The sequence below is a fragment of the Kitasatospora sp. NPDC093679 genome (genome assembly GCF_040683455.1).
In the GTDB taxonomy this organism is placed as follows: domain Bacteria; phylum Actinomycetota; class Actinomycetes; order Streptomycetales; family Streptomycetaceae; genus Kitasatospora; species Kitasatospora arboriphila.
Genome location: NZ_JBFBDW010000016.1, coordinates 26,891 through 50,505 on the forward strand (window position 1 = coordinate 26,891; position 23,615 = coordinate 50,505).

18 protein-coding genes are annotated in these 23,615 nt (G+C 74.7%); 5 read left to right on the forward strand and 13 right to left on the reverse strand.

Annotation, left to right across the window (positions count from 1 at the left end; translation table 11 throughout):
* Positions 1-222 precede the first annotated feature (222 nt).
* From AB0O09_RS16005 to AB0O09_RS16015, 3 genes are all read left to right on the forward strand, one after another.
* A complete protein-coding gene (locus AB0O09_RS16005; RefSeq protein ID WP_363542298.1) occupies positions 223-1,809 on the forward strand; it encodes a sensor histidine kinase in 1,587 nt (528 codons plus the stop codon).
* The gene (locus AB0O09_RS16010; RefSeq protein ID WP_363542299.1) at positions 1,806-2,492 is read left to right on the forward strand and encodes a response regulator; all 687 of its coding nucleotides are present in this window, start codon (positions 1,806-1,808) and stop codon (positions 2,490-2,492) included. The genes AB0O09_RS16005 and AB0O09_RS16010 overlap by 4 nt, the downstream gene beginning before the upstream one ends.
* Before the next feature lie 207 nt (positions 2,493-2,699).
* A complete protein-coding gene (locus AB0O09_RS16015; protein ID WP_363542300.1) occupies positions 2,700-3,089 on the forward strand; it encodes a hypothetical protein in 390 nt (129 codons plus the stop codon).
* 50 nt (positions 3,090-3,139) lie between these two features.
* Here the strand turns inward: AB0O09_RS16015 and AB0O09_RS16020 are convergent, their stop codons facing one another.
* The 6 genes from AB0O09_RS16020 to AB0O09_RS16045 form a co-directional block, all read right to left on the reverse strand.
* A complete protein-coding gene (locus tag AB0O09_RS16020; RefSeq protein WP_363542301.1) occupies positions 3,140-4,774 on the reverse strand; it encodes a cation acetate symporter in 1,635 nt (544 codons plus the stop codon).
* Complete coding sequence (locus tag AB0O09_RS16025; RefSeq protein ID WP_363542302.1) at positions 4,771-5,241, reverse strand: DUF485 domain-containing protein; 471 nt, start codon at positions 5,239-5,241, stop codon at positions 4,771-4,773. Before AB0O09_RS16025 ends, AB0O09_RS16020 begins: the two co-directional genes overlap by 4 nt.
* A 156-nt stretch (positions 5,242-5,397) precedes the next feature.
* Positions 5,398-6,108, reverse strand: a complete 711-nt coding sequence (locus AB0O09_RS16030; protein ID WP_363542303.1) for a response regulator transcription factor — start codon at positions 6,106-6,108, stop codon at positions 5,398-5,400.
* Positions 6,105-7,265: a histidine kinase gene (locus AB0O09_RS16035; RefSeq protein ID WP_363542304.1), complete on the reverse strand. Its 1,161-nt coding sequence runs from the start codon at positions 7,263-7,265 to the stop codon at positions 6,105-6,107. Before AB0O09_RS16035 ends, AB0O09_RS16030 begins: the two co-directional genes overlap by 4 nt.
* 20 nt (positions 7,266-7,285) lie before the next feature.
* Complete coding sequence (locus AB0O09_RS16040; protein WP_363542305.1) at positions 7,286-7,771, reverse strand: DUF1453 domain-containing protein; 486 nt, start codon at positions 7,769-7,771, stop codon at positions 7,286-7,288.
* 175 nt (positions 7,772-7,946) lie between these two features.
* Positions 7,947-10,055, reverse strand: coding sequence for a DNA topoisomerase IV subunit B (locus AB0O09_RS16045; protein WP_363542306.1), 2,109 nt, complete (start codon positions 10,053-10,055; stop codon positions 7,947-7,949).
* A gap of 494 nt (positions 10,056-10,549) precedes the next feature.
* Between AB0O09_RS16045 and AB0O09_RS16050 the strand changes: the two genes are divergently transcribed.
* Positions 10,550-10,780, forward strand: coding sequence for a hypothetical protein (locus AB0O09_RS16050; protein WP_363542307.1), 231 nt, complete (start codon positions 10,550-10,552; stop codon positions 10,778-10,780).
* Positions 10,781-10,994: 214 nt separating this feature from the next.
* Here AB0O09_RS16050 and AB0O09_RS16055 read toward each other — a convergent pair whose 3' ends face one another.
* From AB0O09_RS16055 to AB0O09_RS16085, 7 genes are all read right to left on the reverse strand, one after another.
* Entirely contained in the window at positions 10,995-11,909 is a 915-nt protein-coding gene (locus AB0O09_RS16055) for a serine protease (RefSeq protein ID WP_363542308.1), read from the reverse strand.
* 257 nt (positions 11,910-12,166) lie between these two features.
* Positions 12,167-13,801 (reverse strand): RNA polymerase sigma factor, encoded by a 1,635-nt coding sequence (locus AB0O09_RS16060; RefSeq protein WP_363542309.1) that lies wholly within the window; start codon positions 13,799-13,801, stop codon positions 12,167-12,169.
* 511 nt (positions 13,802-14,312) lie between these two features.
* Complete coding sequence (locus AB0O09_RS16065; RefSeq protein ID WP_363542310.1) at positions 14,313-15,185, reverse strand: FadR/GntR family transcriptional regulator; 873 nt, start codon at positions 15,183-15,185, stop codon at positions 14,313-14,315.
* A 211-nt stretch (positions 15,186-15,396) separates the two neighbouring features.
* Entirely contained in the window at positions 15,397-16,386 is a 990-nt protein-coding gene (locus AB0O09_RS16070) for a hypothetical protein (protein ID WP_363542311.1), read from the reverse strand.
* Positions 16,383-17,813, reverse strand: a complete 1,431-nt coding sequence (locus AB0O09_RS16075; protein ID WP_363542312.1) for an ABC transporter ATP-binding protein — start codon at positions 17,811-17,813, stop codon at positions 16,383-16,385. The genes AB0O09_RS16070 and AB0O09_RS16075 overlap by 4 nt, the downstream gene beginning before the upstream one ends.
* Before the next feature lie 251 nt (positions 17,814-18,064).
* Positions 18,065-18,805: an NUDIX domain-containing protein gene (locus tag AB0O09_RS16080; protein WP_344623252.1), complete on the reverse strand. Its 741-nt coding sequence runs from the start codon at positions 18,803-18,805 to the stop codon at positions 18,065-18,067.
* A 320-nt stretch (positions 18,806-19,125) separates the two neighbouring features.
* The gene (locus tag AB0O09_RS16085) at positions 19,126-21,282 is read right to left on the reverse strand and encodes a glycogen debranching N-terminal domain-containing protein (protein WP_363542313.1); all 2,157 of its coding nucleotides are present in this window, start codon (positions 21,280-21,282) and stop codon (positions 19,126-19,128) included.
* Between the two features lie 987 nt (positions 21,283-22,269).
* Between AB0O09_RS16085 and AB0O09_RS16090 the strand changes: the two genes are divergently transcribed.
* Positions 22,270-23,583 carry an alpha/beta fold hydrolase gene (locus tag AB0O09_RS16090; protein WP_363542314.1) on the forward strand — a complete coding sequence of 438 codons (1,314 nt, stop codon included), beginning with the start codon at positions 22,270-22,272 and terminating at the stop codon, positions 23,581-23,583.
* Positions 23,584-23,615 lie beyond the last annotated feature (32 nt).

Here is a 23,615-nt window from a genome sequence, read left to right on the forward strand (position 1 = left end):
CCTCGGCCGGCGTCGTCGCCGGCTCGGTGCTGTGCTCCGGGACGCTACGAGCGGCACCGGCCGCGGCGGGAGGCTTGCGGGCGTAACGCGGCTTTCCCGCGTTGAGGGCTGTTCTGCTCCTTTTGCTTCCGCTACAACGGCTGGGCGGGGCTGGCACGAAACACGGACGAAACGTAGGGTGACCGTCCACCCCGCCCCCGCCGAGCACGGAAGGAGCCCGCCGTGAGGCGTCCGCACTGGCCACGCCGGGTCTTCGCGCAGCTCCTGCTCAGCCAGACCGTGGTCACGGTCGGTGTCACCGCGGTGACGGCGGGACTGTTCCTCGCACCGGTCAGCCGGGAGCTCGACCGGGACGCGATGCAGCGGGCCCTGTCGATCGCGCAGGCCACCGCCGCCGACGACGCGCTCGCCCGGGCGGCCGCCGTCCGGGACTCGCGGACCGCCCAGCAGGGCGCCGAGCAGATCCGGCTGGCCACCGGCGCGAGCTTCGTGGTGATCACCGACACCGACGGCATCCGGCTGTCCCACACCGACCCGTCGCGGATCGGACTGCGGGTGTCCACCGACCCCCAGCCGGCGCTGCGCGGCGAGTCGGTCACCGCGATCCAGGACGGCACGCTCGGCCGCACCGCCCGCGGCAAGGTGCCGTTGCGGCTCGCGGACGGGAGGATCGTCGGCGAGGTCTCGGTCGGGATCAGCGACGGCTCGATCCGCCGCCGGCTGCTGTCGATGACGCACGGCATCCTGCTGTGCGCGGGCGCCGGCCTGGCCGCCGGTCTGGCCGCGACGCTGCTGCTCGCCCGCCGGCTCAAGCGCCGCACCCACAACATCGCGGTCGCCGACATCGCCGCGCTGCTCGTCGAGCGGGAGGCGATGCTGCACGGCATCCGCGAGGGCATGGTGGCCCTCGACGGGGCGGGCCGGATCCGGCTGGCCAACGACGAGGCGCTGCGGCTGCTGGCGCTGCCGGAGGACTGCGCCGGGCGGACGGTGGACGCGCTGCTGCCACCGGGGCGGCTCGCGGACGTGCTGACCGGGCGGATCACCGGCACCGACCTGCCCGCGGTGCGCGACGACCGGGTGCTGGTGGTGAACCGGATGACCACCGCCGACGGCGGCGCCGTCACCACGCTCCGCGACCGCACCGAACTCGAATCGCTGGTGCGCGAGCTGGACAACACACGGAGCCTCACCGAGGCGCTGCGGGCGCAGGACCACGAGCACGCCAACCGGATGCACACCCTGCTCGGCCTGCTGGAGCTCGGCCGGCACGAACAGGCCGCGGCGTTCATCTCCGAGCAGTCCGGGTCGCACTCCGCGCTGACCGCGCGGATCTCCGAGCAGGTGCAGGACCCGCACGTCGGCGCGCTGCTGGCGGGCAAGGCGGCGGTCGCCGCCGAACGGGGCGTGGAGCTCGCCGTCACCGCGGACAGCCACCTGCCGGACGCCGCCGTCGACGCGCGGGCGCTGGTGACGGTGGTCGGCAACCTGGTCGACAACGCCCTGGACGCGGTCGGCGCCGGCCCCGGGGCGGTGGACGTGCGGCTGCGGCCGGTCGGCGCGACCCTGCTCGTCGAGGTCGCGGACAGCGGCCCCGGCGTGCCCGAGGAGCTGCGGACGCTCGTCCTCGAGGAGGGCTGGACGAGCAAGGACGCCCCGGCGCACCGGCCGCGCGGCCTGGGCCTGGCGCTGGTGGGCCGGGTGGTGGAGCGGTCCGGCGGCCGGCTGGCGGTCGGCACCGGGCCGCGCGGCGGCGCCCGGTTCACGGTGGAACTGCCCGAGGCCCTGCACCCGGTGGAGACGGCATGATCGACGTACTGGTGGTGGACGACGACTTCCGGGTCGCCGAGGTGCACGCGGCGTACGTCGCCAAGGTGCCCGGCTTCCGGGTCACCGGGCGGGCGCACAGCGCGGCCGAGGCCCTCGCCAGCCTGGAGCGCTCCCCCGTCGACCTGGTGCTGCTCGACCACCACCTGCCGGACGAGACCGGTCTCGCCCTGGTGCGGCGGCTGCGCGAGGGCGGCATCGGCTGCGACGTGATGATGGTGACCGCCGCCCGGGACGTGACCACCGTGCACGCCGCGATGCAGCACGGCGCCCTGCAGTACCTGGTGAAGCCGTTCACCTTCGCCGGACTGCGGGAGAAGCTCACCGGGTACGCCGAGCTGCGCCACGCCCTGGCCGGCGCGGCCACCCGGGAGGCCGGCCAGGACGAGGTCGACAGGATGTTCGCGGCCCTGCGGAGCGCCGCCGCGCCGACCGCACTGCCGAAGGGCCACTCCGCCCCGACCACCGATCTGGTGCTCGGGGCGCTGCGCGGAGCCGGGCAGCCGCTGTCCGCCCAGGAGGTCGCGGACGCCACCGGCCTGTCCCGGTCGACGGCGCAGCGGTACCTGAAGCAGCTGGCCCGGGACGGGCGGCTGCGGTTGAGCCTGCGGTACGGCGACACGGGCCGGCCGGAGCACCAGTACGGGCTCGCCGCCGGGCGGTAGGGCGAGGGGCGGCGGGGCGCGGCCGCGCCGCCCGCGGTCTGTCCCGGGGCCGGCCGGCCGAGGCGTACGCGGTTTCCCACGCCGTTGGCAGGGCAGCCGCCTGACGTTCGGTCATTTGTCGGGCACTCACGGTGGCGATTCTGTCACGGACATGACATAGTCGCCACAAGAACCCGACAAGGCTCTGATTCAAAGGAGAACAGTGCCATGATTTCACGTATCGCAGGTCTGGCCGCTGCTGTGGCAACGATCAGCACCCTGACCTCGGGAACCGCGGCTGCTGCGCCCCAGCCCGCGTGCCCTGCGTCGATCACCCGGCCGTGCGTCTGGCAGCAGCCGAGCACCGAGGGCGTGGTGGGCGCGGCCCGCCTCGACACCGCGGACCGTACCCGGCCCACGCTGCTCCGCGTCGAGGTGCGGATCCAGCGCGCATGGGGCCGCCCCTGGGAGACGGTGGCCAGCTCCACGCTGGTCGCCAGCACCGGGACGCTCTCGCTGACCACCCCGGCCGTCCGCACCGACTACCGCACCATCGTCTGTGCCACCGGAGGCCCCGCCGACGCGCCCGAGCTGCACAGCACCAACTGCACGCTCTGACGCACCGCCACCGGCGCCGCGGGCAGGCCTGGAGCATCCGTGGGGGAGCTCTAGACCGCCCCGGCGCCGGTGAGCGAGCGGACCTCCATCTCGGCGAAGCGGTCCGGGTCGGCCGGCTCGCGGTCGGTCACCGTGCCGATCCAGCCCGCCAGGAAACCCAGCGGGATCGACACCAGGCCCGGGTTCTCCAACGGGAAGAAGTGGAAGTCCACGCCCGGCAGGACGGACGCGGGCGTGCCGGACACCACCGGCGAGAACACCACCAGCAGCACCGCCGGCACCAGCCCGCCGTACACCGCCCAGACCGCACCGCGGGTGGTGAAACGCCGCCAGAACAGGCTGTACAGCAGGGTCGGCAGGTTGGCGGAGGCGGCCACGGCGAAGGCCAGGCCCACCAGGAAGGCGACGTTCAGCCGCTGCGCGAACAGGCTCAGCACGATCGCCAGCGCGCCGATCGCCACCGCGGACAGCCGGGCCGCCAGCACCTCCTGGCGCTCCGTCACCTGCGGGCCGTCGCCGCGCCGCCACGCCCCGGCGTACAGGTCGTGCGCGAAGGCCGCCGACGAGGCCAGGGTGAGCCCGGCGACCACGGCGAGGATGGTGGCGAACGCGATGGCCGAGATCAGCGCGAACAACACCACCCCGCGGGTGCTGCCCGTACCGCCGCCGAGCTCCGCCGCGAGCAGCGGCACGGCCGTGTTCCCCGCCGGGTTGGCGCGCCGCACCTCCGCGGAGCCGACCAGGGCGGCCGCGCCGAGGCCGAGCACCACCGCCATCAGGTAGAAGCCGCCGACCAGGCCGATCGCCCAGATCGTGGAACGCCGGGCGGCCCGCGCCGTCGGCACGGTGTAGAACCGGCAGACGATGTGCGGCAGCCCCGCGGTGCCGAGCACCAGGGCGAGGCCCAGGCTGACGAAGTCGAGCCGACTGGTGAGGCTCGCCCCGTAGCGCAGGCCGGGCTCCAGGTAGGCGGCGCCGGCGCCGCTGCGGTCGGCCGCCGTCCGCATCAGCTCGGCGACGTCGCCGTGGAAGCGGACCAGCACCAGGACGGTCAGCAGCACCGAACCCGCGACCAGCAGCACCGCCTTGACGATCTGGATCCAGGTCGTCGCCCGCATCCCGCCGATCGTCACGTAGACGATCATCAGGGCGCCGACGCCGACGATCGTCCAGGCCTTCGCCGGGCCGTCGCCGGTGCCGAGCAGCAGCGCCACCAGGCTGCCCGCGCCGACCATCTGCGCCACCAGGTACAGCAGCGAGACCACCAGCCCGGCGGTGCCCGCGGCGGCCCGGACGGGCCGGGCGCGCATCCGCACCGCCAGCACGTCGGCCAGCGTGTAGCGCCCGGCGTTGCGGACGAGTTCGGCGACCAGCATCAGCACCAGCAGCCAGGCCACCAGGAAGCCGATGCTGTACAGCACGCCGTCGTAGCCGTACAGCGCGATCAGCCCGGTGACGCCGAGGAAGGAGGCGGCGGACAGGTAGTCGCCGGAGAGGGCGAGGCCGTTCTGCAGCGGACTGAAGCCGCGGCCGCCGGCGTAGAAGTCCTCGGCGGCCCGGCCGCGGCGGCCCGCCCACAGCGTGATGCCCAGGGTGACCAGGACGACGACGGCGAACAGTGCGACGGCCAGCCCGTGGCGGCCGGGCGACCAGGCGCCCGCGGCGAGGACGGTACGGGCGCTCACCGGAGCCGGTCCTGGGTGTCCCAGCGCAGCTCCAGGGCGGCCCGGTCGCGCTTGGTCCGGGCGTTGCGGGCGTACCGCCAGGTGAGCAGGAAGGTCGAGGCGAACTGGCCGAGGGCGAGCACCCAGGCGACGTTCAGCGGACCGGCCAGCTGACGGCGCATCACCTCCGGTGCGACGGCCTGGGCGACCAGGTAGAGCAGGTACCAGCCGAGGAACAGCGCCGTCGCCGGGAGGACGAAGCCCCGGTGGTCGCGGCGGATCCGGGCGAAGGCCTCGCTGGACTGGACCGCCCGGTACACCTCGGCGGCGTCCGCCGCACCCGGGACGGGGGCCGCGGTGGCGGACGCCTCACGGGTGCCCGCGGCGGGCGCGGACGGGACGGCCTGCGCCGGGACCCCGGCCCGCCGGGCTGCGGGCCGGCCCGGCAGCCGGTCGGCCCACCAGTCGAAGCTCTGCTGCTGCGCCACGAACGCTCCTGGACGGGGACGCACGCGCGCGCGGCGTCCGGCACGGCGCCGGAACGGAAGCCTCCGGCCGCTGACCCGACCAGAATGGGACCGTCGTCCGCCGCTGCGCCAATCGACGCAGGGACGTTCACCCAAACTGATGAGCGGGGTCCGCCCTCACGAACTCCGGGAAATTCCATGCCGATAGGCGTACGCCACGGCCTGCGCGCGGTCCCGCACCGCGGTCTTCGCGAAGAGGTTGTTGATGTGCGTCTTCACCGTGGACGGGCTGACGAACAGCTCGGCCGCGATCTCCGCGTTGGAGAGCCCCTCCGCGATCAGCGCCAGCACCTCGGCCTCCCGCGCGGTGAGGCCGTCCGGCAGCGCGGGCGGCGTCGACGGGCGCTGCGGCTCCGGGAGCTGCTGCGGCTCCGGGGGCCGCGGGTCGCGGGGCCGCCCCGACAGGCTCTCCAGCAGCCGCCGCTGCACCTGCGGCGACAGCCCGGCCGCCCCGGAGCGGACGTCCGCGATCGCCCGGGCGATCTCCTCGGCCCCGGCGTCCTTCGTCAGGTAGCCGCGGGCGCCGGCCCGCAGCGCCGGGAAGAGCGAGTCGTCGTCGGCGTACGTGGTGAGCACCACCACCTCCGTGCCGGGGTGCCCGGCCCGGATCCGCCGGGTCGCCTCGACGCCGTCGCAGCGCGGCATCCGCAGGTCCATCAGCACCACGTCCGGCGCGAGTTCGGCGACCAGGCGCACCGCCTCCTCGCCGTCCGCGGCCGCACCGACCACCTCGATCCCCGGCAGCAGGCCCAACAGCATCACGATGCCCTCGCGCACCACGGTCTGGTCGTCCGCGACGACCACCCTGGTGACCGGCCCTGCGCTCACGCCGGCACCCTCAGCAGCACCCGCCAACCTCCGTCCTCGGGACCTGCGGACAGCTCACCGCCGAGCAGTTCGGCGCGCTCCCGCATCCCCAGCAGACCGTACCCGGAACCGCTGTCGGCCAGCCCCTGCGGGGCGCCGCCGCGCGCCGGGCGGGAGTTGCGCACCTCCAGCTCGACGGCGTCCGGCAGGTAGGCGAGCCGCACCGCGACCCGGCTGCCCGGCGCGTGCTTGCGGGCGTTGGTGACCGCCTCCTGCGCCACCCGGCGCACCGCCAGGCCGGCCTCGGCGGGCAGCGGCCGCGGCGCGCCCTCGATCGCCAGCGCGGCCCGCTCACGGTCCGTCAGCTCGACCAGGAAGTCACCGACCGGGGTGAGCTCGCCGCGCAGCGCGGACAGCGCCTGCCGGGTCTCCGCCAGCCCCTCCTGCGCCATCCGGCGGGCCGCCACCACCCGCTCGCGGACCTGCTCGCGCTCCGCACCGCGGTCCAGCATCAACCGGGCCGCCTCCAGGTGGACGAGCTGCGCGGAGAGGCTGTGCGCCAGCACGTCGTGGATCTCCCGGGCGATCCGGGCCCGCTCGGCGAGCGCGGCGCTCTCCGCCTCGGCCGCGCGGGCCGCCCGCTCCTGTTCGAGCAGCCGCCGCTGGGTGCCGCGCGCCTCCGCGTCCAGCCGCAGCAGGTAGCCGAGCAGGCCGAGCCCGCCGGCCGTGGTCAGACCCGCGACCAGCGCCTCTCCGCTCATCAGCGCGTACGAGACGAGGGCCGCGCCGGTGACCGCCGCACCGGCGGCCAGCGGCAGGCGGACCAGCGCGAGGACGGCGAGGCCGCCCCAGAGGATCCCGGCCAGGGTGTCCGCGCCGCCGTCCTTCGCCAGTGCGGCGATCACCAGCAGGCCCGCCGCGCAGGCCAGCGCGGGCCACAGCCGGCGGGCCCGGGAGGCGAGGTGGAAGCCGACCAGCAACGCGGCCGACTCCGCCATCCAGCCGCCCGCGACGACGGCCGCCCAACCGGTGAACCGGCCGGTGGAGAAGGTGCCCCACACCACCACGGCCAGCAGGACCAGCCGGCCGCCGGCGGTGATCACCTGCCGGGGCCGGGTGGCCGGCTCCCGGTGGGACGCGCTGCCGGCGGGCCAGCCGGTCCAGAACTCCAGGGTCACCCAAGGCTCCTCACGCACGGTCAGAGGACGGCGGGCCGGTCGAAGGTCTGCGCCACCCGCAGCTTCAGCACCGCACCACGGACCAGCAGCAGCACGCCCAGCGACAGCAGCAGCACGGCGGTGCTCTGGTGCACGTGCAGTGCGCCGCCGAGGGCGTACCAGCCGATCCTCAGCACGATCATGCCCACCCAGGCGGCCACCGTGGCGCGGGTGCCCTTCGCCCAGACGGTGCCGTCGACCTCCTGCCACAGCCGCACCGTCCACCCCCAGACGCAGCCCATGGCGAGCACCGTCAGCAGCGAACCGGCCAGCACGGCCACCGCCGCCACGCGGTGGTCGCGGTCGATCAGCGCCGGGTCGCGCAGCGCGACCACGGCCAGCACCAGCGGCACCAGCCAGAAGCGGCCCCCGGTCTCGATCGGGCGCGCCTTCATCTGGCGGGTGACCACCAGGACGACCACCGCGAGGGCGACCAGCACGTTGGCGAGGGCGGCGAGGGACGACATGGCGGGCTCCCGGTGAGAGGTCGGCTGACCTCTCCGACGCTACGGACCGGGCGTCCCACGTACCTCGGAGCGCGGGTCGAGATCCGCGAGGACGTCGTGCCGGGGGTTCTCCACCCGCGGGTGGAGAACCCCCGGCACGACGGGGCGCGGACCCGGGTCCGGGCCGGTGGCCGGCTCAGGCGTCGATGCGCGAGCGGTCCAGGGTCGCCGCGGAGTCCACGATGAACTCCTTGCGCGGGGCCACGTCGTTGCCCATCAGCAGGTCGAAGGTCTTCTCCGCCGCCTCCAGGTCGCCGAGGTTGATCCGGCGCAGGATGCGGTGGCGCGGGTCCATGGTGGTCTCCGCCAGCTGGTCCGCGTCCATCTCGCCGAGGCCCTTGTACCGCTGCACCGGGTCCTTCCAGCGCAGCCCCTTGGACTGGAACTCCAGCAGGGTGCGACGCAGTTCGGCGTCCGAGTAGGTGTAGTGGTACTTGCCCTGGCCGCGCTTGGGGTTGGTGAGCTCGATCCGGTGCAGCGGCGGCACCGCGGCGAACACCCGGCCCTGCTCGACCATCGGCCGCATGTACCGCTGGAAGAGCGTCAGCAGCAGGCAGCGGATGTGGGAGCCGTCGACGTCGGCGTCGGCCATGAAGATGACCCGGCCGTAGCGGGCCTGGTCGATGTCGAAGGTGCGGCCGGAGCCCGCTCCTATGACCTGGATGATCGAGGCGCACTCGGCGTTCTTGAGCATGTCGGCCACCGAGGCCTTCTGCACGTTCAGGATCTTGCCGCGGATCGGCAGCAGCGCCTGGAACTCGGAGTTGCGCGCCAGCTTGGCGGTGCCGAGCGCCGAGTCGCCCTCGACGATGAACAGCTCGCTGCGGTCCACGTCGTCGCTGCGGCAGTCGGCGAGCTTCGCCGGCAGCGACGAGGTCTCCAGCGCCGTCTTCCGGCGCTGCGCCTCCTTGTGCTGCCGGGCGGCGACCCGGGTGCGGGCGGCCGCGACGACCTTCTCCAGGACGGCCCGGGCCTGGAGCTTCTCGTCCTTCTTGGCGGAGGTGAGGAAGGCCTTCAGCTCCTTGGCGACCACGGCGGCGACGATCCGGTTGGCCGCCGAGGTGCCGAGCACCTCCTTGGTCTGGCCCTCGAACTGCGGCTCGGCGAGCCGGACGGTGACCACCGCGGTGAGGCCCTCCAGGGCGTCGTCCTTGGAGATGTCGTCCTCGGCGACGCGCAGCAGCTTGGCGCTGCGCAGCACCTCGTTGACGGTCTTGGCGAGGGAGCGCTCGAAGCCGGTGACGTGGGTGCCGCCCTTGGGGGTGGCGATGATGTTGACGAAGGAGCGCACCGTGCTGTCGTAGCCGGCGCCCCAGCGCAGCGCGATGTCCACGCCGAGGTGACGGGTGACCTCGGTCGGGGTCATGTGGCCGAGCTCGTCCAGGACGGGCACGGTCTCCTTGAAGTTGCCCTCGCCGTGCAGCCGCAGCACGTCGCAGATCGGCTTGTCGGGGGCGAGGAACTCGCAGAACTCGGCGATGCCGCCGTCGAAGCGGAAGGTCGTCTCGTCGACGGCCTCGCTCTCCGTCAGCCGTTCGTCACGCACGACGATCGTCAGGCCGGGGACGAGGAAGGCCGTCTGCCGGGCGCGGGCGTGCAGGCTCTCCAGGGAGAGCCGGGCGTCCTTGAGGAAGATCTGCCGGTCGGCCCAGTAGCGGATCCGGGTGCCGGTGCGGCCGCGCGGGGCCCTCCCCTTCTTGGTGAGGCCGCCGGCCGCCTCGAAGGGGGCGTCCGGGGAGAGCTCGGTGAAGTGGCCGGGGGTGCCGCGGCGGAAGCTGATCGCGTGGGTGTGGCCGCTGCGGTCGACCTCCACGTCCAGGCGGGCGGAGAGCGCGTTGACGACCGAGGCGCCGACGCCGTGCAGACCGCCGGAGGCCGCGTAGGAGCCGCCGCCGAACTTGCCGCCGGCGTGCAGCTTGGTCATGACGACCTCGACGCCGGACAGGCCGGTCTTCGGCTCGACGTCGACCGGGATGCCGCGGCCGTTGTCGCGGACCTCGACCGAACCGTCCTCGTGCAGCAGCACCTCGATCCGGTCGCAGAAGCCGCCGAGGGCCTCGTCGACCGAGTTGTCGATGATCTCCCACAGGCAGTGCATCAGACCGCGGCTGTCGGTGGACCCGATGTACATGCCCGGCCGCTTGCGGACGGCCTCCAGGCCCTCGAGGACGAGCAGGTGCCGAGCGGTGTAGTTGGAACCGTCGTCTTTGGCCAGCAGGGCGGACGGCACTGATTCGGCACTCATGCGGCGTTGCACTCCTCAATGAAGTTCTCTGACTCGTCTGCGCGGGCGCCCCCTTGCCCCCGGCCCGCTCTCACAGGGCGAGACGGCGGGGTGTGGCGCCCGTCGCAGCCTGTACGCGCTGCGCGAACACGACCTTGGCCGGGCACCGGCGCCCCGGGACGCCATCTCCTCCTGCCACCACGGTTCCTGGCGGACCGTGGCACCGGGCGCAGGCGGCGGAGCTGCTGCGATGCAGGCTACCGGTGCTCGGGACGGGGCTTATGCTCCAACCCAGCAGAGGATTATGCTACGCGGACCTCGGACATCGCCTCGATCGGGCGTTCGAGGAGGGGTGGCCGCCACGGGAATCGGCACGCATGAACCGCCGGGCCCCGGGGCACGTCCTCATCAACAAGCAGAATCCTCAGAGAAGAAAAGCCACGAGCGGGAACGAAATCGACCTGGTTGGATGTTGACCCTGGTACGACAGCTCGTCGAGCTAGAGAAGAGGCGACGTGACTACTGTTCTGACCCCTGCGAGCCCGCTCACCGCGGCTGACCGCTGCGACCGTTGCGGCGCCCAGGCCTACCTGCGCGTCGTCCTCGCAAGCGGCGGAGAACTGCTCTTCTGCGCCCACCACGGCCGGAAGTTCGAGCCCGAGCTCAAGAAGATCTCTGTGGAGATACAGGACGAGACGGGTCGTCTGGGCACGACGCCCTCGACGGCCTCCGACGACGAGCGCTGACCGCAGCGCTCCATCGGCGAGCCGGGTCCACCCGGGGCACGGGGCCGGGCGACAGGTCGAAAGGCCTGTCGCCCGGCCCTTTTGCGCACCCTCGTACGCGCCTGCCCGCACACCCGGCGTCGCGTTCCGTGAGAGCGCGCCCACGCAGCGGAACCGCCCGCGCACGGACTGCCACCGGCCGCAGGCGGACTGACACCGCGTCGGACGGTGACCGTCAGAGTGCGGAGCGCACATCGTCCGCCACCGCGGCGAGCCGGGTGTAGACCCCCGGGTGCGCCGCCTCCGCGCAGCCCGTCCCCCAGGACACCAGCCCGACCAGCCGCCCGGCCACCACCAGCGGTCCGCCGCTGTCGCCCTGGCACGCGTCCCGCCCGCCCTGCTCGGCACCGGCGCACACCATGACCCGCGCGTCGTAGGGACTGTCCCCACCCGCGGGGTAGGCGCGCGAACACACCTCGTCGGAGACCACCGGCACCTCGACCGACCGCAGCGTCGGCGAGTAGCTGCCGTTCCCGCGGGTGTCGCCCCAGCCGTAGACCCGCGCCTCGGTGCCCGCGGCGTACGGCCCGGTCTCGCCCTGGGCCACCATGCCGATCACCGGCCGGCCGGCCTGCGGCTCGGCCAGGGTGAGCACCGCCACGTCCCGCAGGTTGCGGGTGAAGTCGTACCCGGGGTCGATCCACACGTTGCGCACGGTGACCTCCCGGCCGTCCCGGTCGCGCAGGTCGTCACGGCCGATCACGGCCTGCAGCCCCGGCCGGTCCGCACGGTGGCCCGTCCGCTCGTCGTAGAAGCAGTGCGCGGCGGTGACCACCTTGGTGGCCGAGACCAGCACGCCGCCGCAGAACTGCCCGGAGCGGCTGCTGCCGAACTGCTGGCGGCTGGCGACGGCGACCATCCACGGGTGGTCGGAGGTGGAGGAGGCCGCACCACCGACGATCCGGCGCTGCGCCGCGGCGGGGCCGGCCGCGCCGAGCACCGTCAACGAGGCGGGGAGCGCGGCCAGCAGCGCCGCCGCCACCGCCCGGCGGGTGCGGCGGCGGCCGGCACGGGCCGCGGCCGTCCGTCCGGGGTCGCTGCGGAGGTCAAGGGGGCGGGGCCGGATGGCGGGGACGTCCAGGGAGGGCACCGGATCTCCAAGCTGGCTCGACGACGGACAACCGGCACAGCGTAGTCGAGCCGTCACCCAACGTGGCGTCACCTTGCCTGCGGCCACCCGTACGAGGGACACCGGCGGTGCTGCCGGGCGGCGCGGCTCCCCCGCCCGGGCGGTTCGGCTCCCCCGGCCGTACGGAGAGCGGGGCCCGGGCGTGCCGAAGGGCCCGGAGCGTGGTGCTCCGGGCCCTTCGGGCCTGTCTCGTCGCCGGGCCGCCGTGGCCCCGGGGATCAGTCCAGGTAGTCGCGCAGGACCTGCGAACGCGACGGGTGCCGCAGCTTCGACATGGTCTTCGACTCGATCTGGCGGATGCGCTCACGGGTGACGCCGTAGACCTTGCCGATCTCGTCCAGCGTCTTCGGCTGACCGTCCGTCAGGCCGAAGCGCATCGAGACGACGCCGGCCTCACGCTCGGACAGGGTGTCGAGCACGGAGTGCAGCTGCTCCTGGAGCAGGGTGAAGGAGACCGCGTCGGCCGGGACGACCGCCTCGGAGTCCTCGATCAGGTCACCGAACTCGCTGTCGCCGTCCTCGCCGAGCGGGGTGTGCAGCGAGATCGGCTCGCGGCCGTACTTCTGGACCTCGATGACCTTCTCGGGGGTCATGTCGAGTTCCTTCGCCAGCTCCTCCGGGGTGGGCTCGCGGCCCAGGTCCTGGAGCATCTGGCGCTGGACGCGGGCCAGCTTGTTGATGACCTCGACCATGTGCACCGGGATGCGGATGGTGCGGGCCTGGTCGGCCATGGCGCGGGTGATCGCCTGGCGGATCCACCACGTGGCGTAGGTCGAGAACTTGTAGCCCTTGGTGTAGTCGAACTTCTCGACCGCACGGATCAGACCGAGGTTGCCCTCCTGGATGAGGTCCAGGAAGAGCATGCCGCGGCCGGTGTAGCGCTTGGCCAGCGAGACCACCAGGCGGAGGTTGGCCTCCAGCAGGTGGTTCTTGGCCCGGCGGCCGTCCTCGGCGATGATCTCCAGCTCGCGCTTGAGCTTCGGGGCGAGCTTGTCGGCCTGGCTCAGCTTGTCCTCGGCGAACAGGCCGGCCTCGATGCGCTTGGCGAGCTCGACCTCCTGCTCGGCGTTGAGCAGCGGGACCTTGCCGATCTGCTTGAGGTAGTCCTTGACCGGGTCGGCGGTGGCACCCGCGACGGCGACCTGCTGGGCCGGCGCGTCGTCCTCGTCGTCGTCGGAGAGGACGAAGCCCTCCGACTCCTCCTCGGGCTCGCCCTCGGCCTTGTCGCCGGGGAGCGCCACCTCTTCGAGCAGCTCCTCCTCGCCGAGGGCCTCCTCCTCGCCGGCCTTGCCGGTCTTGGAGGCGGTGGTCTTCTTGGCGGCGGTCTTCTTGGCGGGCGCGGCGGTCTTCTTGGCCGCGGCCTTCTTCGCCGGGGCGGCGGCCTTCTTCGCGGCGGTCTTCGCCTCGACGGCCTCGACGGAACCGGACCCGATCACCGTGGTCTCCGCGGCGACCGCGGCCACCACGGCCGGGGCGGCCACGGGGGCGGCCGGCGTGGCGGCCGGTGCGATGCGCACCGGCGGCTTGGCCGGGGCGGCCGGGGTCCGAGTGGTGACCGTCTTGGTCGCGGTGCGCTTGGTGGTGCTCTTGGCCGCGACGCTCTTGCGCTTGGAGCCGGCCGGTTCGGCCGCACTGACCATGAGGTCCACTCCTTCCTCAATCAGCACCTGGTTGAGGCTGCGCATGACGTTCTTCCACTTGGTGACCGGGATCTGGTCCGCCTCGAACGCCTGACGCACGTCGTCACCGGCGATCTGCCCCTGGGCCTTGCCCCGCTCGATGAGCGCGAGCAGTGCTGCGGACTCGGCGATCTCGGGGGGGAGCGAACGGGATGTGCTGGCCGACACGAACAACCTCTCGGACGATGAGTGGACTCGAACCCGTACCCGACCGTACGAGAGGACGGGGGACGATCACGCACGATCACGTGCGGGGTCGACTCCGACCGGCTCGGACTTGAGGACGAGGACTGGGTTTGCAGGACGGCAGCAGCGCCGCAGACCAACACAGCATTCTGACATGGTGGTGGTATTCCGGAGCTGCTTCCGCTCCGTACACATCGCTGCCACCCCTCAAGTGTTACGCATCCCGTTCGTGGCGCGGGTCACACCACCGGCGGAACCGCCGCGGACCCCCCGCGGCCTCGGGCGGAACGGCCTCGACACCGGGCGACACGGCCCTCCGGCCGCCCCGGGGGACGGGGCTCGGGCGGCGGAAGGGCCGTGCGGCATCGGTGCTGCGGGGTGCTGCGGGGCGGTGCGACTCGGTGCGGCCGTGTGGGCACCGGGTGGTGCGGGTCGGTGCGGCCGTGCGGGCTTCGGGTGGCGCGGGGTGCGGCCTCGGATCCTGGTCCGGACGCTCCGCTCAGTGCTCGCGCGGGGCCGGGACGGCGTGCTCGATGTCGGGATGGACGGTGAGCAGCGCCCGAACGGCCGTCTCCGCGGCGGTGCCGTCGCCCGTGCCGAGGGCGTCGACCAGGCGGACGTGCAGGCTGATCGCGGCGTCCGAGGGACGCTCGCAGGTGGAGCCGGGGCCGCCCGAGACCTGCAGGGCGCAGGAGACGATGCCGGAGAGGTGCTCCAGCATGCGGTTCCCGGCCATCTGCAGCACCAGGTTGTGGAGCTCGGCGTCGGCCCGGCCGTAGCCGACGCCGTCGCCCTGGGTGGCGGCGTGGGCCATGATCTCGGTCAGCTCGACCAGCCGGTGCTGGACGTCCTCCCGGCCGTGGCCGGCGGCGAGGCGGGCGGCCAGCGGCTCGATCGCCCAGCGCAGCTCGAACAGCTCGCGGCGCTGCTCGTCGCGCTGCGGGCCGAAGGCGCGCCACTCGATGATGTCCGGGTCGAGGAGGTTCCAGTCGGCGACCGGGCGGACCCGGGTGCCGACGTTCGGCCGGGCGCTGACCAGGCCCTTGGCCTCCAGCACGCGCAGCGATTCGCGGACGACGGTGCGCGAGACCTCGAACCGCTGGCCGATCTCCTCCGGGACGAGGGGGCGGTCGGCGCCGAGGTCGCCGGAGACGATCATCTGGCCGAGCTGCTGGACCAGCTGGCCGTGCAGGCCGCGGCCGCGGCTGCTGGTGGTCTTGCGGCCGACCCGGCCGAGCTCGGACTCGGCACCCTCCCAGCGGGGTGCGGGCGGGACGGGCCGTTCGGCGTAGGGGAAGCGGTCGATCTCGGCGGCGGCGATGCCGTCGGCCGGACGGGCGGTGGTCATGGCGGGGTGCGCAAGGGTACTCACACGTCCTTTGTCGGCGATCGCCCCACCCGGCTTGAGGATTCTCGTGAAAAGCACACGAAAGGGTGATCGCCTGCGGCTGGATCATTGACTTCTTATCAGGCAGACCGTCCTCTTTCGATCGCTCGGACGCCGGTTCCGGTCATGGCCCGGCCGCGGACGGGCGACCGTCGCCGAGCCCCTTCCCGCGGCTCACGGCGCCCGTTCTCACAGCTCACAGCTCACGGCGCCGGAGCTGGAGCGCGACCGCCGCCGCCAGCCCCAGGGCGGGCGGCACCAGCAGCAGCGCGAGCAGCAACGGGAGCGGCAGGTGCAGGACCTCGGCCACCGCGCGGCCGTCGCGGACGCGCAACCTCTCCAGCCCGTCGTGCAACGGCAGCAGGGTCTTCAGCGTCGGCAGGGGCCGTAGCAGCCGCAGGTCGGGAAGGATCTGCAGCCCTTGGACGACGGCCGGGCCGCCGAGTCCGTCCGCCCCGCCCCCGGACCGGCGCAGCAGCAGGCCGGCGAACAGCTCCCCCGGTACGGCGACCGCTGCCACCAGCACCAACCCCGCGGCGGCCTGCCGCACCAGGGAGGTCGCGACCAGGCCGGCCCACCCCGCCAGCACCACCACCGCGGCGAACACCCCGAACGGCCGGCCGACCGCCGCCAGCGCGGTCTCCCAGCCCCGGGCGGTCCCCCACGCAGGGGAAGCCGCCCACGCCGGGGCGGCGACGCTCTCCTGGTGTGCGGCCGGAGCGGGGGTCGCACCCGGGAGGAGTGCGCCGGCGTCCACGCCGGCGGGCAGGGCGAGCCACAGCACCGCGGTGTTCACCAGGACGGTGACGGCGGTGAGCAGGAGGCCGGCCCCGCCGATCGCCGTCAGCTTGGCGAGGATCAGCGCCAAGCGGCGCGACAGTGCGACCCGGGAGGCCGGCAGGCCCGGGTGTCCGACCTCGTGGGCGTAGGAGAGCGCGCCGAGCAGGCAGACGCCCAGGGCGGCGACCGGCAGCGGCACCAGCGGGACGACGGCGGCGACCGCCTGCAGCCCGGCCGCCGCCGGCAGCGGGCCAGGGGCCTGCTGCCGCGCCGCCACGGCGGCCACCGCCGCGCCCACTACCAGCACGGCGGCCGCGATCAGCCAGGTCGAGCGCAGTCCGCGCAGCCGCCTGACCTCGTACGACAGGGCGTGGAACGGCAGGACGTGGAACGGCAGCGCGCTCACGGGGCCTCACTCCGGTGGTGGTCTCCGTCGGACACCGGACGGGCGGACTCGTCCGGTGCCGGGTGCGGGTGAGCTGTGGGGGCTGTAGGGGCCGTGCGTGCTGTGGGGGTGATCGCGGCGGGGAGTCCCGGCCCCGGCCGGACGGGCGGCAGGGGACGGGTCGGCGGGTCCTCGGCGGTGGGTGCGGCTGCAGGGGCGGGTGCAGATGCTGCGGTCGGTGCCGGCGGTCGGCCCGAGCGGGGGAACGGCGAGGTGGACGAGAGCACGGACGAGAGCGCGGACGGGGGCGTCGCGGACCAGGTCGGCGCGGGCGCGGGCCTCGGACGGGGTCCGGTGGTGGGCGCGCCGACGGTCGGCAGCGCTCCCGGGCGGTGCCTGGCGGCGCCGTTGTCGTCCTGCGGGGCCGGTGACGGCGAGAACTGCGAGGGGGGTGAGGGCTGTGGCGAGGGCTGTGACGGGGGCGAGGGGGATGAGATCGGTGAGGACGGCACGGGCTCGGTGCGGTGCAGTCGGACGACCTCGCCGGATCGGCCGGATCCGGCGGGCAGCACGGGGTGGGGCAGCGGGCGGCCGATCGCGCGGTCGGCGAGCTCGTGGAGCAGGATGCCGTGGCGGTGCGCGAGTTCGCCGATCTCGGTGCGGGCCAGACCGCCGACCGCGATGCCCGACCTGCCGTCGGGTCGGACGCGCGCGCCCCGGGCGAGCAGCAGGTCGGCGAACCGGGCCGTCTGCGGCCCCCGCACCACCACCTCCGGGCAGAGCCGGGTGCCCCGGAACTCCGAGGCACTCTGGTCCGCCACCTGGCGCCCCCGGACCAGGGTGATCACCCGGTCGGACACCGTGCCGGCCTCCTGCGGGGAGCGGGTGGTCAGCAGCACCGTGCCACCCGCCGCGGCGAAGGACCTCAGGAAGGCGTGCAGCCACTCGGTGCTGCGCGGCGAGAGTCCGGCGGTCGGGTCGTCCAGCAGCAGGGCCTGCGGGTCGCCGAGCAGGGCGGTTGCCAGGGCGAGCCGACGGTTCATGCCCGGTGAGAAGGACCGCAGCCGGTGGGAGGCCACGCCCGCGAGCCTCGCCTGTTCCAACAGGTCGTCGGCACGGCGTGCGGGCACGCCGATCGCGGCGGCTAGCATCCGCAGGTGGTCCGCAGCCTTCCGGCCGGGGTGCCCGGGACAGGACGGCCCGGCGTCCGGCACCAGGCCGACCCGGGTCTCGGGGCGACGCAGCCGGCGGTAGGTGCGGCCGTCGAACAGGGCTGCGCCGCGGCCGCGTTCGAGCTCCACCATGAGCCGGATCGCGGTGGTCTTGCCCGCGCCCTCGTCGCCGAGCAGGGCGGTGACCGTGCCGGGACGGGTGTCGAAGGTCAGGTCGAGCAGCGCAGGCGGGGCGCCCCGCCGGTGGACCTTGGTCAGTCCGGTGATCTGGATCATCGCTGCCTGCTCCCGTGCCTCGGCCGACCGGGTGCGCCGGCCCTGGGGGGCGCGGCGCTCCGCTGCCCGCGCCAGCACCCTAGGCCCCGGCGGGGAGGATTCCGGGCATTGCGCATGCCGATGGGGAGCGTGGCCGCCGAGCTCACTCGATCAGGTGACGTAACCGGTGTTCTGACCGATCATCAGTGCGGTCGGGGCTGCTCGGGGAACGTGCTCCCGAGCAGGGCTCCGGCCCTGCTCGGGAGCGGCGGTCAGGCCTCGGGGCGGAGCATCGGCGGGTTGAGGACGGTGGCCCCGCCCGCCGTGAACAGCTGCGCGGGACGGCCACCCTGCCGGGTCGTCGTACCGCCGGACGGCAGCAGGAAGCCGGGAGTTCCGGTGACCTTGCGGTGGAAGTTCCGCGGGTCGAGCACCACGCCCCAGACGGCCTCGTAGACACGGCGCAACTCCCCCACCGTGAACTCCGGGGGGCAGAAGGCGGTGGCCAGCGAGGAGTACTCGATCTTCGAGCGGGCGCGTTCGACGCCGGCCCCGAGGATCTGACCGTGGTCGAAGGCCAGTGGGACCCCGTCCGCCGGGCCGTCGTCGAGCAGTTCGTGGACGGGGGCCCAGCGGGCGCTACTGGCGTCGCCGCCGGGGCGGGGGGTGGGCAGGTCCGGCGCGAGCACCAGGTGGGCGACGCTGACCACGCGCATCCGCGGGTCGCGCTGGGGGTGACCGTAGGTGGCGAGCTGCTCCAGGTGCACGCCGGCCGCGGACTGGCCGGGTGCGGACGCGCGCAGGCCGGTCTCCTCCGCGAGTTCGCGGGAGGCCGCCTCGGCGAGGCCCTCGTCCGGGCGGACGAAGCCACCGGGCAGTGCCCAGTACCCCTGGAACGGCGGCTCGCCCCGTCTGACCAGCAGCGCGCACAGTTCGTGGTCCCGGACCGTCAGTACCACCAGGTCGACGGTGACGGCGAACGGGGGGAAGGCCGACGGGTCATAGCGCGACATGGCGATGATGATAGTCGTCTCTCTGACGATAAACACAGAGCACCGGTGAGGGCCCCGCAACTCCGGTACGGAATCGGCCGGGCACGGCAGCCGACCACGCCGCGTCGGCGGTACCGCGCACACCGCACCGGCCGCACCGACCGCGCCGGCCGCACCGACCGCGCCGGCCGCGCAGATCCGTGGCTCCACGGCACCACCGCGCCGGGCGGCGGGATGGTGCCGTGCTCCCGGTGCGGCGGCGTGGTGCGGTGTGGCCGTCCGGCGCGGCGCGGTGCGGCGGCGGGCCGGGGCCGGGCCGAGCCGGGCTGGACCGACCCGGCTCAGCCCGCGCCGAGCTGGAGTTGGGGCGAGGCCTCCTCGACGACGGCCACGCCGATCCGGCTGACCCGGGCGGAGAACGGCTCGCCCGCCACCCGCAGGCCGGTGAGCTGCAGTTCGCCGAGCGGTGTGCTGGAGGCCGGGCGGACCACCACCCGCCCACCGGGGACGTCCGGCCGGATGCCGGCCATCGAGAGGACGAGGTGGACGCCTGCCGCCGCGGACAGCGCAGCCGGCCGGCAGGCCGCCGGGTGGGGCACCGGCGGACACCCCGTCACCCGCTGTTCCCCGGCGTACATCTCCGGCAGTCGTCCGTCGAAGTGCTCGGCCGCACCCAACAGGCCCTCCAGCAGCTGGCCCGCCTCTCGTTCGAATCCCGCGTCGGCGAGGCCCGCCACCGCGAGCGCCGTCTCGTGCACCCGGACGGCACCACTGCGGTGGCCGAGCGGGTTGAACCTCGGCGACTTGGCGCTGAGGGTCCGCAGCCCCCAGCCGCAGTCCAGCTCCGGGGCGGCGAGGCGCTGGGCGAGGAGCCTCGTCTGCTCCCGGTCGAGCAGGCCCTCGTGCAGATCACCCTCGCGGGAGAGGCCCACGTCGAGCAGGTGGATGAAGGAGGAGGCGACCGCGGGGACCGTCCGCCCGCCGCCGAGCAGCGCCGCCGCGGGACGGCCACCCGCCAGGTCGTCGATCCAGAACCGCTCCCGGAAGCGCTCCCGGAGGGCCGCGGCCCAGCTCAGCCACTCGGCCGCACCGGGCCGGGCGAAGGCCGCGAGCAGCTCGGCGCCGTGCAGGGCGGCGCGGTACGCCTGCGCCTGCACCTCGCACCGGGCCACCGCGGTGCGGCTCGACCGCTCCTCCGGGGCACGGCTGAGGTCGACGACGAAGCCCTCGGGCCCGTCCGGCCCCTCGGCGACGGAGGCGCGGAGCGACGCCAGGGCCCGCTCCATCGCCGGCAGCAGCTCTATCACCTCGTGCCGCGGCAGGCCCCAACGCCACGCCTCGGCCAACACGGTGACGAACAGCAGGGTGGCCTCGGTGGCGGTGCAGGTCGGCGGGAGCTCCGGACCGCCGTGCCGCATCGGGCCGGGGATCAGCCCCTCCCCCGGTCCCGCAGCAGCAGCGCCGGCCCCAGCCCCGGCCACCGCCCCGCCCGGGGCTCCGGACGGCGTTGCGGTGCCGGGTCCGCCGTGGCGGCCCGCGTGCTGACGGCGCGCCAGCGCCCGCAGGGTCCCCGCTGCCAGCCGGGTGCCGAAGGGCAGCGTCCAGCGCGCGGCCCACAGGGCGTCGGCGGCGGTCAGGCCGAACCGCCAGGGCGCGCCGGAGGCGGCGTAGAGGTCGGTCGGGCGGTCGGCGTCGGCGAGCAGGAGAGCGGCCAGCGCGTCAAGCGAGGCGGGGACCAGGCGCTGCGCCCGGGCGTCGTCGCACCGCACCTCGGGCTCGGACCAGGGCAGCGGGACGCCTTGGCCGCGTCCGGTGGGCGGGCGTCCGCCGGGCGGGACGCTCTCCAGCTCGGCCTGCAGGTCGACCGACCAGCGGGCGCCCGGCTGCACCTCCAGGTCCCAGCGGAGTACGCCCGCGCCGGCCAGGACGGCGTGCGGGGTGGGGCGCGCCGAGACGGACGCGCTGCGGCCGTGCCCCGCCCAGCGCAGACCGGCCGACTGGACCTGGCTCGGCAGGTCGGCGCTGCGCTGGCCGGCCGCGATGTCGCCGAGCAGGCCGAGGTCGGTGCCGAAGGTGATCTCCAGCGGGAGGCGGGCGGGCCGACCTCCGGCGTTGCGGACGGTGACCGTCTCCGTCCCGTCGGCGTGGCGCAGCCGTTCGACGGTGAGCGCCGGGTCCGGATCGGGGTCGCCGGGGATGCGGACGCTGCCGACGAAGCGGGCCTCGGCGGCGGAGGTGAGCGCGCCCTGCAGCGGCATCGGTTCGATGCCGCCGAGGCGCAGCTCCATCCGGGCCAGGGTGCGGACACCGGACCGGTAGAAGCCCTGGAGTCCCTGGCCGCGGAGCTGGCCGTCGGCCCCGGACGCGGCCAGGGCGGGGGCGGCCGCACAGATCAGCAGGTCGTGGGCGGCGGCGGCCGCCTGGGTACGGGGCGGCGCCGGCGGTCTCGGCTGACCGGGAGCGGTGCTGGTCGGCGCGCCCGGGGGCGGCAGTGGCACGCCGTACGGCGGGGTCCCGGCCGCGTAGGGCAGGGTCGGGACGCCGTGCGGCGGGGTCTGCGAGGTCGGGGGGAGGGGGACTCCGTAGGGCGGCGTCCGGGGGGACGGGGGGCCGAGGGGCTGGCTCGTCGGCGGCCGGCCGGGGGGTCGGCCCGGGGCGGTCGGTGCGGCGGCGTGCCCGAACGGTGCCGGTGGGGTGGGCGGGACCGCGGGTGCAGGCGGTGCAGCAGGAGCGGGAGGCACGGGGGCACCCTGCGGTACGGGGGGCGCGGCGGACACCGGCGGTGCGGCCGGGCCGACCGGCCGACCGGGTGCCACGCCCCCGGTGGGCGGTGCGGTCGGCTCGGGGGGAAGAGGCGGCGCCGAGGAGGGCGCCAAGGGCGCACCCGGCGCCGGGTTCGGCTCGGTGGCCGGCGGCGGTGCTGCCGGCTCTGGTGGCCTGGAAACGGTCACCGGGCTCTCCTCCCCTCGGTCGGCCGGCTGTTGCTGGGCCGGTCGACCGCGAGCGTGTTCGTTCGCGGTCTGTGCTGCTGCTCTGCCGGCACGCGGCAGGTCGATCGGCGGGGCGGGAGCGGGCCTGAGCCGCACCGACTCCGGCGCGGCCGGGTCCGGCCGGTGCTCCGCCCGGACGGACGCGCTGAGGTCCGCGCGCACCGGTGGTGCGGTGCGCTTTGACTCGGTGCAGGGCCTGCGGGTGGTCGATGCCGCCCGCGCGCCCCGATGATGAACGTCCTGCACGTGCCACAGGTCACGCCGACCGGCGCGGCGGCGACGGCGCGCAGGCGAGGTGCGACCGCCCGGCCCACCGCGTCGCCCCCTCGACGTTGCCCGGCCCGACCGCCGACTGCGGCGCGGCCACCTCGATGGCCCTCCCCCGTCGGCTCCCGTCCGCCGCCAGGATACGGTGCGGTTCGGCGGCGCCCGTACCCGGAACATGGTTGACGCGCGTCGCATCGCGACTGCGACCAGCACGTACCGAGGAGCTGCATGTCCACCGTCGGCCGACTGCCCGGAATCGTCACCACGGACCATGTCTTCCGGGTGCCGCTCGACCACGAACGGCCGGAGGGCGAGCGGATCGAGGTGTACGCCCGGGAGGTCGTGGCGTCCGGGCGGGAGAACGACGACCTGCCCTGGCTGCTCTACCTGCAGGGCGGGCCGGGCGGGAAGGCCGGGCGGCCGCTGGGACGCGACGACTGGCTGAACCGCGCCCTCGACGACTACCGGGTGCTGCTCCTCGACCAGCGCGGCACCGGCCGGTCCACCCCGGCCAATCGGCAGACCCTCGCCCGCCGCGGCGGCCCGGCCGAGCAGGCCGACTACCTCGCCCGCTTCCGCGCCGACTCGATCGTCCGGGACGCCGAGCTGATCCGCCGCCTCCTGCTGGGCGAGGAGGGCAGGTGGAGCCTCCTCGGCCAGAGCTTCGGCGGCTTCTGCACCCTGACCTACCTGTCGCTGGCGCCGGAGGGCCTGCGCGAGGCGTTCGTCACGGGCGGCCTGGCCGGCCTGCGGTCCTCGGCGGACGACGTCTACCGCGCGGCGTACCCGCGGGTGGCGGCCAAGAACGCGGCGCACTACACCCGCTACCCGCAGGACGTGGCGGCCGTCCGCAGGATCGCGGCCCACCTCGCGCAGCAGCCGGCCCGGCTGCCGGACGGCGGGCTGCTGACCGTCCCGGCCTTCCAGGCACTGGGCCTGATGCTCGGCGCCGGGTCGGGCTCGGGCGCGCTGCACTACCTGCTGGAGGAGGCCTGGGTGGAGGGTGTGGACGGGCCGGAACTGTCCGACACCTTCCTCACCGGGGTGCACGCGCAGCTCTCGTTCGCGCAGAACCCGCTGTACGCCGTGCTGCACGAGTCGATCTACGGCCAGCGCTCGGTGGACCCGGCGGGCACCGGGTGGGCGGCCGAGCGCGTCCGCAAGGAGTTCCCCGCCTTCGACGCCGACGCCGCCCTCGACAGCGACGCACCGGTGCTGTTCACCGGCGAGATGATCTACCCCTGGATGTTCGAGACCGACCCGGCGCTGCAGCCGCTGCGCGAGACGGCCCAGGTGCTCGCGGAGCGCCGCGACTGGCCCGACCTGTACTCCCCCGAGCGGCTCGCCGCCAACACGGTGCCGGTGTACGCGGCCGTGTACTTCGACGACATGTACGTCGACACCGCGGACTCGCTGGAGACCGCACGGGCGGTGGGCAACCTGCGCTTCTGGCTGACCAACGAGTGGGAGCACGACGCCCTGCGGGTGAGCGGCCGGGCGGTGCTCGACCGCCTGGTGCGGATGGCACGCGGAGAGGCGTAGCAGCAGGGCCCGGGCGCCGGGTCGGCGGTGCA

What these genes read in the sequence shown, in the direction of transcription:
- AB0O09_RS16090 (WP_363542314.1), top strand. Translation starts at nt 22,270, where the DNA reads ATGTCCACCGTCGGCCGACTGCCCGGAATCGTCACCACGGACCATGTC.
- AB0O09_RS16015 (WP_363542300.1), top strand. Translation starts at nt 2,700, where the DNA reads ATGATTTCACGTATCGCAGGTCTGGCCGCTGCTGTGGCAACGATCAGC.
- AB0O09_RS16075 (WP_363542312.1), bottom strand. Translation starts at nt 17,813, where the DNA reads ATGATCCAGATCACCGGACTGACCAAGGTCCACCGGCGGGGCGCCCCG.
- AB0O09_RS16040 (WP_363542305.1), bottom strand. Translation starts at nt 7,771, where the DNA reads ATGTCGTCCCTCGCCGCCCTCGCCAACGTGCTGGTCGCCCTCGCGGTG.
- AB0O09_RS16080 (WP_344623252.1), bottom strand. Translation starts at nt 18,805, where the DNA reads ATGTCGCGCTATGACCCGTCGGCCTTCCCCCCGTTCGCCGTCACCGTC.
- AB0O09_RS16045 (WP_363542306.1), bottom strand. Translation starts at nt 10,055, where the DNA reads ATGAGTGCCGAATCAGTGCCGTCCGCCCTGCTGGCCAAAGACGACGGT.
- AB0O09_RS16010 (WP_363542299.1), top strand. Translation starts at nt 1,806, where the DNA reads ATGATCGACGTACTGGTGGTGGACGACGACTTCCGGGTCGCCGAGGTG.